A 14,617-nucleotide genomic window follows, 5' to 3' on the forward strand; every position below is an offset into this window, starting at 1 on the left:
ATGTTATATGTCAAAGGTTAAACCCTATAGTGACTATAGAGTCAATGAAATTTTTATAAATATAAGCTAATTTTAATAACAATTTAATAGCGACATATATATAAATACCTTTTAGTTATTATATAAATTACTAAAAGGTTGAAAAGAGTATTATTAAAACAGTAAATTATAATATCTATTTATATTTTTATCTAATTCATTAATAACAATGAACCTGGATTCTCTTAATGTCTCTTTACCTTGAGTAAAAAGCAAAATTGTAGGAGCTATAAAAACCGAAAATTCTGCACACAAGGAAGGTGATTCATCAATATTAATTTTTATAGATTTAACCTTAGGGTAATTAGAAAGCATATTATCTACTTTACCAAGTAGATCATCACTTCCTCAAAAACATCTTCCAGTAAAGAAGCATAAAAGTAAGTCAGAAGTGTCAATTAATTTTAAAAGGTCTTCTTTAGAATTTAAGCTATTCATTATAGGAACCTCCTATTAAGTTTATATATTTATATTATCTAATAACATATAACCTTATTCATTAAAAAAGTCAAATCAAAACTTCTATAAATATATCATTTAAATATCTTATTAATAAGTAGAAAGATACTGACTCCTAAACAAAGAAATATAATAATAATAATTATAGGTATGAGTTTAAAAAATTCCAGCATGAGTTTCTCCCCCTTAAAATCCTATATTTATATTTATACTTAATTTGGAAATATAATGACAACAAATTCCATATATTGAGGATAATTATATATTTAAAATGTGATAAATGTCAATATGAATTATGCATATGAATTTCAGAATAATTAAAATTCATAGAAGTTAAAAACTATAACTCTACAGGATCTTAATAATACATAGTAAAAGAAATATAACTTTGAAGTTAATGTATAAATAAGAGGTTAATGAGAAATGTTTTATTTATAAAGTATATTTGAATATTTATATCTAAATTAGAATACGTTTAAATACCAAAAGTCATAAATACTCGTGATATAATATATTGTAAATTATAAGTTAAAGAAGGTGATTTTAATGCCAAGAATAGGAATGAGAATTATAAAGTCAGCAGTGGCAGTCTTTGTATGCTTTTTAATTTATTTAATAAGAGGAACGGGAATGCCCTTTTATTCAGCTATAGCCGCAATCTTATGTATGCAACAAGGGGTTGAAAGTACCAAAAAGGTTGGTTTAAATCGTACCATTGGAACCTTAATTGGAGGTGCCTTTGGGGTTGTTGTACTACTATTAGAAAGAAGGTTTATACCTGAAGCTATGCTAGGGTTAAGATATTTATTGGTTTCTGTAGCTATTATACCTTTAATTTATACTACTATATTGCTTGAAAGACAAACGGCATCATATATTAGTTGCGTAGTATTTTTAAGTGTAGCCATAAATCATGGAGAGGATATAGTTCCATATGCTTTTGCTATTAATAGAATTATAGATACTTTAATAGGAATTTTTGTAGCTTTAGGAGTTAATGCTATGAGGCTACCTAAAAAGAGAAATACTAAGATTTTGTTTGCAAGTACATTAACGAATACTTTAATGGATTCTAAAAATCAAATTAGTGCCTATACTAAGGTAAAGCTAAAGGAAATGATAGAAGAAGGAGCACTAGTAACATTAGTAACAGATAAAACTCCAGAAACAGTAGCACCTATAGTTAGTAGTATGGATATTAGGTTGCCAATAATCACAATGAATGGGGCAGCTATATATAATTTTAGTGAGAAGAGTTATGTTTACTATAAAGGAATAAATCATGAAATAGCTCAAAGAATTTTAAACATATGTGATGAATTATCTATAAACACCTTTATTCATACTATAATTAATGATGTTATGCATATTTATTATGGTGATTTTACTAATGAAGAAGAAAAAAGATTTTATAATTTAGAAAAAGTTCTTCCATTAAAAAATTATATATATAGTAAATTACCACAAGGAAAAGATGTAATTTGTTTTATGGTTATTAATAAAATAGATAAAATAGAACTACTATATAATAGGCTTAAAGGCTGTAGCGACACTGAGAACATAAAGGTTATATATGAAAAATATAATGAAGATTACTTTATTTTAAAAGTGTATAGTAGTAAAACATCTAGAGGAAGTGCCTTAGTTAAATTAAGAGAGATGATTGAAAGTGAGAAGGTAGTTGTATTTGCTGGTGTAGAAGAGGATAGTTCTATGCTTGAAGTAGCAGATGAAGGGTATGTAGTAGAAAATGCATCTAATAAAGTTAAAGAAAATGCAACACAAATCATAGGAGATAGTGAAAGTGATTCTGTAGTAAAAACTATTAAAAAAATATTTTATTCAAAAGTAATTATCAGGTAAAAAATATATTAAATTTAAAACTTCATTATTTTTATTTATCTATAAAAGAAAAACACAGTAAATTACTAAAAGATTAGAAATTTTACTGTGTTTTTCTTTTCATATAGGGGACTTTGACTTTATATTCTATAGTTACAATTAAATTGGTTAATTATATATTTTAAGTTAAATTATTTAGTGTAAAAATTCTTGAATAATCATCTAATTATTACTATGAATTTTAATCAAATTAAATATAAGAAGTAGTATTACACAGATACCTAAAAATGCAGTTGTAGTAGGGTCAGATTTTTTTATTAATCTAGGTACTGAAAATAAGAAAATCATTATAGCTATAATTGAAGCTATTAAATCTATTTTTAAATCTTCCCTTATAGATTTCATCAAAAGCACCTCTCGATAAAAGATTTAAGTATAAGTTTAGTATGAAATTAATATAGAGGGGTTTTATATATTAATGAAAGGGAATTTATATTATCATTTCTATTAATAATTTACTGGTGTTGTAAGTAAACCACCTCTATATAAGTGTGTTATCCATATATGATTATAACTGAAAAGAATCTTATAGTGTGGTTTTTGGAACGAAAGGTCAAATATCGAACATGTAAGTTAAATGCTAATGTAAAATTAAGTTTTAATGTGAAAAATAAGTTTTAATGAGTAAAATAAGTAATTTCAGGTATGGAATAAGTAATTTCATGAAAATTCAAAATAAAACATGTGAAAATGGTGTATAATTTTGTTAAAACTTGAATCTAAGAAGGGGTTTTATGATTAGTATTATAGTAAAAAAGATTATGAATTTTATAGCCACAGAATCTAATATAGGAGATATATATTATCTTGATAGAATTAGATATGGGTTAGAGGTTTTTATAAGTGAGGGGATCAAATTAATCATAATACTTTTAATATCTCTTATACTTAATAGATTACCTGAATTTCTCATTATCACAGTATTAATTTTAGGGGTTAGAACTAAACTTGGAGGTGGGCATTGCAAAAGCTTTGCAAGATGCTTTATAAAAACTATAGGGATATATTTAATTATGTATTTTTTATCTTCTATAATAATAATAATACCGAGATTCATAAGAATTTTAATATTAGTATCTGTTATAGCTACAATTTTTACAGCTAAATATAGAACTAGGATTAAAGAGATAGAGGCTCCCAATGTAATTTTAAAGTTAAAATTAAGGACGAGCTTCATATATTTATTCACATATACTTTAGTAAGAGTAATAAATAATTCCGTATACATAAATCTTGTATTATTATTTGGAACATATATGATTTATGAATATTATATGAATAACAGGGGGAAAACTATAATGAAAAATTTAACAAAAAAATTCGATTTAAGAAAACTTATGAGTGGTATATTAACTACTGCTAGTATAGGAGTAGGGGATGCAGCATTAAAGGCGTCTTCTATATTCTTTTGGGGAGAAGTTGAATTACCATTAGAAATAAGAGAAAAAAGCAAATAATAATTATGTAAAATGTGCTATAATTGTTAGGGGTGATGAAGATGCAATTATTGTTAATAGAAGATGATATTATTCAAAGTGATAATTTGTCTAATCTAATTAAAGAAAGCTATAATAATGTGGAGCTCCTAAAGGCACATTCTGTTAATGAATCATTAAAAATCATTAGTGAAAAAAGTATTGACTTATTCTTTATTGATATCAATCTACCAGATGGTTCTGGAATAGATTTAGCTAAAAACATTAGATCCATGGAAGGTTATGAATTAAGAGGAATAGTATTTATAACAAGTCAAGGCTTTCAGATGGTAGATGCATTTAAAAACATACACTGTTATGATTTTTTAATAAAGCCTTATAGTAAGGAAGATATTATAAGAATCATAGATGTGTTTACGAAAGAAAATGTTAAGAAGAATGACAATCGAAAGTATAGCATTATATCCATAGAAAATAAGATAACATATAAACTATATCATGACGATATAGTTTTTGTTGAGTATATACCGAGGAAGTGCAAAATTGTGACAGCTAAGAATGGAGTAATTTACGCAAAATTATCCCTAGCAAAACTTTTAAGTATGATAGAATCAAATAGTATAGTGCAATGTCATAAATCCTTTATTGTAAATACTAAATACATAAAAAAAATAGACAAGCTATACACTAAACTATGGAAAATATATTTTATTAACATTAGTGAAGTTATTGACTTATCCATAAGTTATAGTGATAAAGTGTTTGAAATTTTAGGGTATGAAAATGAGTATAAATAATTTTTTAGAATTGTTTACGTTAGGTATGATTTGCAATATTTTATTTGATAAAATTAATGTTAAAAATATTTTAGTTTCTATTGTATTAGCATATGTTTTTGGTATTATTATAAAAATACCAGTGGTTACTATAGGAGCTTTAACTATAATATATGCACTTATAAATAAATTTTTATATAATGATACTTTTTACAAAGCTATAATAAAGATAACTATATCTTTATTAGTTTTGATGATAGCAGAAAGTATTGTTGGAATTATAGTAGGTATATTAAATATTAATCCAGACAGTATGAATTTAACCATAGTATTATTAGGTGTATTTAGTATTACATTAGTTTTTGTATATTATTTTACTAAATATATAAAGGTGAATATTTCAACTATACCTAAGCTTAATACCAAAATTATAATAATAGGGATAGTAAATTTATTTCTAATATTAACTATATTAATATTTATAAATGATAGTCATTTCATAGGTAATGGATTAAGAATTGGGTTATTTTCAGCCTTATTAGTATTTATTATAATAACTATGATTTTATGTAAGGATATATATAAAATAATGAAGGAAAATGAGATATTAGAAATTCAAAATAAATATAATTTAATTTTAAATGAGTATATTGAGAAGTTAAGAGCTAGTGAACATGAATATAAAAATCATTTAGATGTAATATACTCTACCCTTCAAGTAGGAGATTATAGTGAAGTTAATAAAGTCATAAAGAAGTATATAGAAGATATAACTTATAAGGATACTTTAACAAAACTAATGACTATAGATAATATAATTTTAAGAGCTCTTATTTATAGTAAAATTTGTGAAGCAGAAAAAGCAGATGTAAATATAAGGTACAATATTAATAATAGCTTGAATGATATAAAGATTAGTCAATCTGATATGGTAATTATCCTGACCAATTTATTAAATAATGCTATAGAATCAGCTAAGGAGAGTTCAAGTAAATCAGTCGAGATATATATAGATGAAGATTACTCAACTAATGGTAAGTATATTATTACTGTAAAAAACACTGTGAAGGATATGAATGAGATAAATATATCTTCAATGTTTAAAGAAGGATATTCAACGAAGAGTTCAGGTAGAGGATATGGACTACATAATGTGCAAAAAATAGTGAGTAGTAATAAAGGTAATATTTTAATAGATACAGACAATGATATGCTTTCTGTTGAAGTACATATTTAAATATTTATGAAAAATAGATATCAATAAATTTTGATATCTATTTTTTATATAAGCTATTAAATTTGTGTGATATAACATTAAAAATATGTATAAATATTAAGGTAGTCATTAAAATAAGTTTCAAACTTAACTTAGTTATGGGGGAGATATAATCATGGAATTATGGGATGTTTATGATAAATATAGGTATAAAGTTGGAAGAATACATGAAAGAGGTAATCCTATGAAAGAAGGGGATTATCATATGGTAGTTCATGTTTGGATTATCAATGACAAAGGAGAGATACTAATCCAAAGAAGGCAATCCTTTAAAGCTGGATGGCCTAATATGTGGGATGCTGCAGCAGCTGGCTCTGCAATAAAAGGAGACGATAGTATATCTGCCGCTACAAGAGAAACTAAGGAAGAGTTAGGAATTGATTTAGATGTAGATAGAGCAGAACACTTATTTACAGTTAAGTTTTCTTGTGGATTTGATGATGTTTGGTTTGTTAAACAAAATGTTAATATAAGTGATTTAAAGCTTCAACATGAAGAGGTAGCAGAAGCTAAGTGGGCTACTTTTAAAGAGATAGAAGAAATGGTAAGAAAGGGAGAGTTTATAGACTATAAGTATTTAGACAAGTTACTCCAATTAATAGATTCAAATATTTCCCTTAAGAAGGCAACTAAAGATGATGCTGAAGAGTTATTAGCTATGCAAAAAAAGGTTTTTATGCCTTTATATAAAAAATATGAAGATCATGAGATAAGTCCAGTGATGCAAACTTTAGATAGGTTCCTAAAAAGATTTTACATAGGAGATTTCTATAAGATTTTTTACAAAGGAAGTCTAGCTGGTAGTGTATTTGTCTATGAGAAAAAGCCTGGGCTAATGAGATTTCATATTATAAATATACTTGAAGATTATCAGAATATAGGAATTGCTCAGATAGTTATGGAGAGACTTGAACTTATGTATCCGCAGGCAGAAGGATGGGAACTAGATACCATAAAAGCTGAGAGTAGAAATTGTCATCTCTATGAAAAGATGGGCTATGTGAAAGTAGGAGAAGAAAAGAAGATTAATGATAAACTAACTCTTGTATCTTATAGGAAAAATGATAATATAGCTAGGCTTGAAGGTGTATAGAGGAAAGGGTTTTATATCTGTTTGAAGGTATAAAATCCTTTAATTTTTATATGATACCTAACAATTGTAATCAGTTAAAACTCTATTAAGTAGAAATAACAGCACTATGATCCGAGATAAATAAAATTTAACTAAATTTTAATGAAAGATCAAATTATCTTAGAAATTTTATATGATAAAAACTATTTAAATAAAGGCTTTAAAATGTTTTATAAAATGATATAATTAAATGGAGAATCATTATTACTTAATAAAATTATTATTCAATAGGGGTTAGATAAAACATAAGATTTTTAAGAAAAGTCTTATTTAAAAGCTACTAATCCAGGAGGTATAATGTTATGGATTATAATAGAGCTATAGAAATGGTAAAGAGAAATCCAATTATTATAAAAACTATAAAAGACCCATCAGAAGAAATGAAGCTTTTAGCTGTAGAGAAGGATGGTATGGCTTTACAGTATATAAAAAATCCAACAGAAGAAATGAAAGAAAAGGCACTTAGAAGTAGTGTAAATGCTATTGAATTTATAGATGAACCTACTCTACAGATGAAGGAGTACGTAGTTAAAGAAAGCTGGAATACATTAAAATTTATAGATAATCCTAGTGAGGCATTAGTAAGTTTAGGTATTGACCAAAAGGGCTGGGCTATTCAGTATTTAAAGAATCCTAGCTGTAAGATTCAGATGTTAGCTATAGAAAAAAACTATGATTCTATCAAATATATAGAGAATCCTTGTGAAGAAGTACAGGAAGTGGCTGTAAATATTAGCTATGATGCTTTAAGATATATGAATAATCCTAGTGAGAGAGCTGAAATTTCTGCAATTAGAAATAATGAGGCAGCTATTAAGTTTATTTCTAATTTAAGTAAGGAAAAAATGATAAGGTTTTTAAAAGAAAATATATTAGTAATTAAGTATCTGATAAAAGAAATATCTCTAGAAGAGCTTGAAGGAGTATTAAAAGAAAGATTATCAAGTGAAGATATAGAAGATAGCTATGTAAGAAATTTTATTAATTGTGAAAGCATAAATAAGAAATATAATAATATTTCCATAGATAAGATTATATTTATTCATAAGTATGGAAGTAGTAGAGCAAAGAGAATTGCTATAGATGAAAAGCTAAAGATGATGTAGGGGGATATGATAAATGAACTTTAATGATACATTAAAAAGCGTAGAGCTAGTAATAGAAACTAATGAAGTACCTCTTATTGTAGGAGAGAGTGGAATAGGTAAAACTGCTCTTGCTAAGGCTCTAGCAAGAAAGCATGAGTGGAGCCTTGTTGTTATAGATGGAAACCTTTTAAAGGAAGGTGAAATAGGGGGATTACCCACTGTTGAAGAATATAGTATTAAAGATAATGATGGAAGACTTATTAATAAAAAAGCAACTATATATGCTATTCATACCAAGCTTAGAGAAATAGATAATCTTATCTTAGAGGGTAAGGAAGTACTTTTATTTATAGATGAAATAAATCGTTGCGAGCATAGTGTACAACAAGAGCTTATGAACTTAATATTAAATAGGGAGATAAACGGATATAAGCTTCATGATAAAGTTAAAATATTAGCTGCAATGAACCCATCTAGTAAATATGGATCAGACTTTGATTATCAAGTAGTAGATATGGATGCTGCTCAGGAGAATAGATTTGTGTGGCTTAATATGGAAAGCGATGCAAGGGGCTGGATTAAATGGGCCACAGAAAATGAAGTTGATAGAAAAATTATAGAATTTATATCTACTTTTCCAGAGCATCTCCATAGTATTAATGAGGATGATATAAGAGCCACACCAAGAAGTTTTGAAAGAGTGTCTAAAAGTTACAAGTTGTATAAAGAAAATAAGGACAGTATACCAAGAAGAGTATTTTTAAATGTTTTGAAAGGAAATCTTGGAAGAATTATTGCAGAGCAGCTTATGGATTTCATAGAGTCAGACAAGACAGCTTTAATTTCTCCAGAAGAAGTATTTGAAAAAGCAAATTTATCAGAAGAGATTAAGACAAAAATATCAAAGGAAAGTCATACCAGATTATATTTAACAGCAAATAATATGATAAATTACATTAATAGAAAAAGCCAAGAGGCAGAAGGCAAAGATGTAAGCAAAGTTATAGATAGATTTGTTGAGTTTTTAAACTTATATCCAATAGATTTAATGATTGGAATCATGCAAGATATGAGGGAAAGTCAAAAAAATGTATATAACTTTGTATTAAAAAATGAAGACTTTGTAGAGGCTTATTTTGCTGCTTATACAGAGATAAAGGAATAGATAATCATGATCAAGAATTTTGAACAGTTAAGGGTTAATCTTTATAATAGAGTAACTAATATAGTAAATAGTGGAGAGATGTTTAAAGCTAAAAGAGATGGTAAAAAATTTGAAGTTGATATGCCAGAAGATTTAACGATAGAGTTTTATAAATTAGTGGATAAGGTAAACTTAGCCCTTATGGAGGATAAAGAAAATTTTTATGGATACTTTTTATTTCAAGTTGGACGAGAAATAAGATATGATATAGCTACACCTACAGCTATAAATTTTAAAGGTGCTAAATATGTAATTTATTTTAATCCTCTTATATTTTTACAACTTAATATAAGTCAGATGCAAGGAAGTATAAAACATGAAATTCACCATGTTTTAGCACTACATTTAATAAGATCAAAAGAGTTAAAAAGAAGGTATAGTACCTTAGCTGTTAATATGGCTATGGATATAGTTGCTAACCAATATATAGAGCATTTGCCATCCTATGCAACCACCTTAGAGTGTGTAAATACAAAGTATAATTTAAAGCTAGAACCATATAACTCTATGAATTACTATGTGAGAGAAATTCAAGGAGAGTTAGATTTGTTAGAAGAAGATAAAGAGGGAGAAGAGGACGATTATAAAGGAGATATAAAGGATGAATATGATCCTAAGGAGACTCATGATACTTGGGATGAATCTGATGATATAGACGATAAAACCATGAAGTCTTTTACAGAAAAGTTTGCAGAGTTATCTAGTAAAGGAAAGATTCCAATACAGGTAGAATCTATGTTAAAAACTTTAAGAGGTAACGAGAATGAAATTCCATGGAATGTATATTTGAAAAAATTAATGGGAATTTTAGAGAGTAGTAAGAAGAAAACTGTTACAAGGAGAAGTAGAAGACAGCCTAATAGATTAGATTTAAAAGGTGAATTAAGAGGTCATAGAGCTAAAATTGCTGTAGCTATTGATATAAGTGGAAGTATAAGCGATGCTGAGTTTAAGCAGGCCATGAAAGAAGTACTTTCTATAGTGAAAAATTATAATAGCGAAGTAACTATAATAGAATGTGATAGTAATATTAAGAGAGCATATAAGGTTAAGTCTATAAAGGATATAAGGGAAAGAGTAGCTACAGGGGGAGGAACGCAGTTTACTCCTGTATTCGAATACATCAATAATAGTGATACTAACTTACTTATATACTTTACTGATGGTAAAGGTGAAGATAAATTAAAGGTTACTCCTAAGGGTTATAGAATTCTATGGGTAATATCAGGTAGGGGAGATAAATTATCTCTAAAAGAGCCTTATGGAATAGTAAAGAGACTTAAAGCTATAGACGAGAAGGATGAGTTTATAGATATACATGACGTAAGAAATGATGGATGGTCAATGAATAATGTTGAACCTACTATATAGAAAATTATATAATATACTAATAAATTTAAATAACTCTTTAAATAAGCACTTATGGATAGTATGTGCTTATTTTTTATAGCTAATAATATATTAATGTTTTTTTATGTGTATACATAATATATGCTCATTTAGACCAACATATAAAGGATATAAGAATAACATTTCATATGTTACTTAGCTTTATGTTTACTAAATGGATTTTATAAAGCTATGAGAGTTTATTATGGCATTAGACATCTGTCTAAATATTGTCATCATTAATATATTCAAACTGTAAGAAAAGAGGTAATAAAATGAGAAAAATGAAGACTATGGATGGTAATACAGCAGCAGCGCATATATCCTACGCCTTTACAGAAGTAGCTGCTATATTCCCAATTACACCATCTACACCTATGGCTGAACTTGTAGATGAATGGTCTGCTAAGGGCAGAAAAAATATCTTTGGTCAGCCTGTTAAAGTAGTGGAGATGCAATCAGAAGCAGGAGCAGCAGGAGCATTACATGGATCATTGCAGGCAGGAGCTCTATCAACTACATATACAGCATCTCAAGGATTACTACTTATGATTCCTAACATGTATAGAATGGTAGGAGAAAGATTACCTGCTGTTATACATGTCGCTGCTAGAGCAGTATCTACTTCATCATTAAGTATATTTGGTGATCATCAGGATGTTATGGCCACAAGGCAAACTGGATTTGCTATGCTGGCAGAAGGCTCAGTTCAAGAAGTTATGGACTTAGCTGCAGTAGCACATTTAAGCGCCATAAAGGCTAAAATGCCATTCCTCAGCTTTTTTGATGGTTTTAGAATTTCTCATGAAATACAAAAAATTGAGGTTATAGAGCAAGATGAATTAGCTAAACTAGTAGATTATAATGCCATTGAAGATTTCAGAAAGAATGCATTAAATCCAGACCATCCAGTTACAAGAGGAACTGCTCAAAATCCTGATTTATATTTCCAAATGTGTGAATCACTTAATAGATACTATGAAGATATTCCTACTTTAGTAGAAAATTATATGAATGAAATAACTAAGCTAACTGGAAGAGAATATCATTGCTTTGATTACTATGGGGCGCCAGATGCAGATAGAATAATAATATCTATGGGTTCTGTATCAGAGGTGGTTGAGGAAACTATAGATTATTTAATGACTAAAGGAGAAAAGGTAGGACTTGTAAAAGTAAGGCTTTATAGACCATTCTCTATTGAGAGATTTATAAAGGCTATACCAAGTACAGTTAAGAAGATAGCAGTACTTGATAGAACTAAGGAGCCAGGTTCTATAGGAGAACCTCTTTATCTAGATGTAGTAAGAGCCCTATTTGGAAAAGAAAATGCTCCAATAGTAGTAGGTGGAAGATTTGGGCTTGGTTCAAAGGATCCAATTCCATCACATATTGCTGCTGTATTTGAAAACTTAAAAGCTGATAAACCTAAGGATAGATTTACTATAGGAATAATTGATGATGTTACAAATTCATCTTTAATACCAAAAGAGGATATAGATGCTACACCAGAAGGTACAACTTCATGTAAGTTCTGGGGATTAGGTTCTGATGGTACTGTTGGAGCTAATAAGAGTGCTATAAAAATTATTGGGGATCATACAGATATGTATGCTCAAGGATACTTTTCTTATGACTCTAAAAAATCAGGTGGTATAACTGTATCTCACTTAAGATTTGGGAATAAGCCAATCAAGTCTCATTATACTATTGATAAGGCTGATTTTATTGCTTGTCATAATCAAGCCTATGTTTATAGCTACAATTTATTACAGGGATTAAAGAAGAAAGGAAAATTCCTTTTAAATACTCAATGGACGGAAAAAGACTTAGAGGATAGATTACCAGCAGATTTAAAAAGATATATTACAGAAAATGATATAGATTTTTATACTATAAACGCAGTTAAAATAGCTCAAGATATTGGTTTAGGTGGAAGAATAAACATGATAATGCAAGCTGCCTTCTTTAAGATAGCGGATATTATACCAATTGAAGATGCAGTTAAATATTTAAAAGATGCAGTTATAACATCCTATGGTAAGAAGGGTGATCAAGTAGTAAATATGAACCATGCTGCTATTGATTCAGGAATAAATTCCATAGTTAAAATAGAAGTTCCAAGTAAATGGAAGGATTCTAAGGATGATAAGTTAGATATAATAAAGGAATATCCTGAATTTATTAAAGACATTGTTGAACCTATGAATAGAATGGAAGGAGACGCTATTCCAATTTCTACTTTAGTCAGAGAAGGAGTGGACGATGGTACCTTCATGGCTGGTACTACTGCATTTGAAAAGAGAGGAATAGCAGTAAATGTACCACAGTGGATACCAGAAAACTGTATTCAATGTAATCAATGCTCTTACGTATGTCCGCATGCAACTATTAGAGCCTTCTTACTAGATGAAAAAGAAAAGGAAAATGCTCCAAAGGATATGAAACTTTTAGATGCTAAAGGGCTTAAAGCTGAAAATCCTATGTTCTTCCATATAGGAGTTACACCTTTAGATTGTACTGGATGTGGAAACTGTGCAGAAGTTTGTCCAGCTAAGGAAAAAGCTTTAGTTATGAAGCCACAGGATAGTCAACATGATCAGATAGAAGTTTGGAATTATGCTGTAGAAAAAGTTGTAAACAAGAAGACTTCAATTAATAAGAATACTGTTAAGGGTAGTCAATTTCAGCAACCATTACTTGAATTCTCAGGTGCATGTGCAGGATGTGGAGAAACTCCATATGCTAAGCTTGTAACCCAACTATTTGGAGATACAATGATGATAGCTAATGCTACTGGTTGTTCATCAATTTGGGCAGCAGGAGGACCTTCAACAGCGTATAGACCTAATCAACAAGGTTACGGTCCAGCATGGGCTAACTCATTGTTTGAAGATAATGCAGAGTATGGTTTTGGAATGTATGTAGCTGTTCAGACTATAAGAGAAAGAATTGCACAAAATATAAGAGAAGCTCTTAGTAGCAATGATATTTCAGAGGCAGCTAAACCTGTATTACAAGATTGGTTAGATAACATAGATAATGGTGAAGGCACAAGGGATAGAGCAGCTAAGTTAACACAAGTTCTTGAGAAGGAAAATAGTGAAATAGCTAAGAAGATACTAGAGGATAAAGAGTTCTTCGTTAGAAGATCACAATGGCTATTTGGAGGAGACGGCTGGGCTTATGATATAGGATATGGTGGTCTTGACCATGTATTAGCATCTGGAGAAAATATAAATGTACTAATATTTGATACAGAAATTTATTCTAATACGGGTGGTCAATCTTCAAAATCAACTCCAACAGCTGCAGTAGCTAAATTTGCAGCTTCAGGAAAGAGAACTAAGAAGAAGGATTTAGGGATGATGGCTATGAGCTATGGTTATGTATATGTAGCTCAAGTGTCAATGGGAGCAGACAAAAACCAAACTGTTAAAGCTATTGCTGAGGCAGAAGCTTATGACGGACCATCTCTAATAATAGCTTACTCTACATGTATTAGTCATGGTATTAAGGGTGGTATGGCTAATTCACAAGAAGAAGAAAAGAGAGCTGTGGAATGTGGATATTGGAGCCTTTATAGATATAACCCTGACTTGAAAGGAACTAAAAACCCATTCTCATTAGATTCAAAAGCACCAAATGGAAGCTTTAAAGACTTCTTATTAGGTGAGGTTAGATATGCATCCTTAGCTAAGGTATTCCCAGAGGTAGCAGAAGAACTATTTGCAAAAACAGAAGCAGATGCTATGGAAAGATATAATAACTATAAGAAGTTATCAATTCAAGAATAAAAAGCCAGAAAAATAAGCTAAATTCTAAATTAATGTTGAGCTTGCTCTTATATTAAAGTGCAAGCTCAACATTTTATAAAGACTAGCAAATAATTCAAAAACAGAAGCTCATATAATAG

Annotated in this window: 11 protein-coding genes; 9 read left to right on the top strand and 2 right to left on the bottom strand. The window is 28.9% G+C overall.

Annotated elements, in window-relative coordinates; translation table 11 throughout:
• Nucleotides 1-153 precede the first annotated feature (153 nt).
• On the bottom strand, nt 154-354 hold the full coding sequence (locus ABDZ93_RS20075; protein WP_425544764.1) for a thioredoxin family protein: 201 nt from the start codon (nt 352-354) through the stop codon (nt 154-156).
• A 690-nt stretch (nt 355-1,044) separates the two neighbouring features.
• Here ABDZ93_RS20075 and ABDZ93_RS08100 point away from each other — a divergent pair.
• On the top strand, nt 1,045-2,361 hold the full coding sequence (locus tag ABDZ93_RS08100) for an HAD hydrolase family protein (protein WP_343825348.1): 1,317 nt from the start codon (nt 1,045-1,047) through the stop codon (nt 2,359-2,361).
• Nucleotides 2,362-2,562: 201 nt separating this feature from the next.
• On the opposite strand, the gene ABDZ93_RS08105 is transcribed toward ABDZ93_RS08100, so the two are convergent.
• Nucleotides 2,563-2,745: a hypothetical protein gene (locus tag ABDZ93_RS08105; protein ID WP_343825350.1), complete on the bottom strand. Its 183-nt coding sequence runs from the start codon at nt 2,743-2,745 to the stop codon at nt 2,563-2,565.
• 389 nt (nt 2,746-3,134) lie between these two features.
• Between ABDZ93_RS08105 and ABDZ93_RS08110 the strand changes: the two genes are divergently transcribed.
• The 8 genes from ABDZ93_RS08110 (at nt 3,135) to nifJ (ending at nt 14,498) form a co-directional block, all read left to right on the top strand.
• A complete protein-coding gene (locus ABDZ93_RS08110; RefSeq protein WP_343825352.1) occupies nt 3,135-3,857 on the top strand; it encodes an accessory gene regulator B family protein in 723 nt (240 codons plus the stop codon).
• A 41-nt stretch (nt 3,858-3,898) separates the two neighbouring features.
• Nucleotides 3,899-4,633 carry a LytR/AlgR family response regulator transcription factor gene (locus tag ABDZ93_RS08115; RefSeq protein WP_343825354.1) on the top strand — a complete coding sequence of 245 codons (735 nt, stop codon included), beginning with the start codon at nt 3,899-3,901 and terminating at the stop codon, nt 4,631-4,633.
• Entirely contained in the window at nt 4,620-5,849 is a 1,230-nt protein-coding gene (locus tag ABDZ93_RS08120) for a sensor histidine kinase (RefSeq protein ID WP_343825356.1), read from the top strand. Before ABDZ93_RS08115 ends, ABDZ93_RS08120 begins: the two co-directional genes overlap by 14 nt.
• A 154-nt stretch (nt 5,850-6,003) precedes the next feature.
• A complete protein-coding gene (locus ABDZ93_RS08125; protein WP_343825358.1) occupies nt 6,004-6,981 on the top strand; it encodes a GNAT family N-acetyltransferase in 978 nt (325 codons plus the stop codon).
• Between the two features lie 341 nt (nt 6,982-7,322).
• Nucleotides 7,323-8,126 carry a hypothetical protein gene (locus ABDZ93_RS08130; protein WP_343825361.1) on the top strand — a complete coding sequence of 268 codons (804 nt, stop codon included), beginning with the start codon at nt 7,323-7,325 and terminating at the stop codon, nt 8,124-8,126.
• 13 nt (nt 8,127-8,139) lie between these two features.
• The gene (locus ABDZ93_RS08135) at nt 8,140-9,273 is read left to right on the top strand and encodes an ATP-binding protein (protein WP_343825363.1); all 1,134 of its coding nucleotides are present in this window, start codon (nt 8,140-8,142) and stop codon (nt 9,271-9,273) included.
• A gap of 6 nt (nt 9,274-9,279) precedes the next feature.
• Nucleotides 9,280-10,683, top strand: coding sequence for a vWA domain-containing protein (locus ABDZ93_RS08140; protein WP_343825365.1), 1,404 nt, complete (start codon nt 9,280-9,282; stop codon nt 10,681-10,683).
• Between the two features lie 293 nt (nt 10,684-10,976).
• Nucleotides 10,977-14,498 (top strand): pyruvate:ferredoxin (flavodoxin) oxidoreductase, encoded by a 3,522-nt coding sequence (gene nifJ / locus ABDZ93_RS08145; protein WP_343825367.1) that lies wholly within the window; start codon nt 10,977-10,979, stop codon nt 14,496-14,498.
• Nucleotides 14,499-14,617: the final 119 nt, after the last annotated feature.

Origin of the sequence: Clostridium subterminale (assembly GCF_039521425.1) — a bacterium.
GTDB lineage: Bacteria > Bacillota > Clostridia > Clostridiales > Clostridiaceae > Clostridium_J > Clostridium_J subterminale.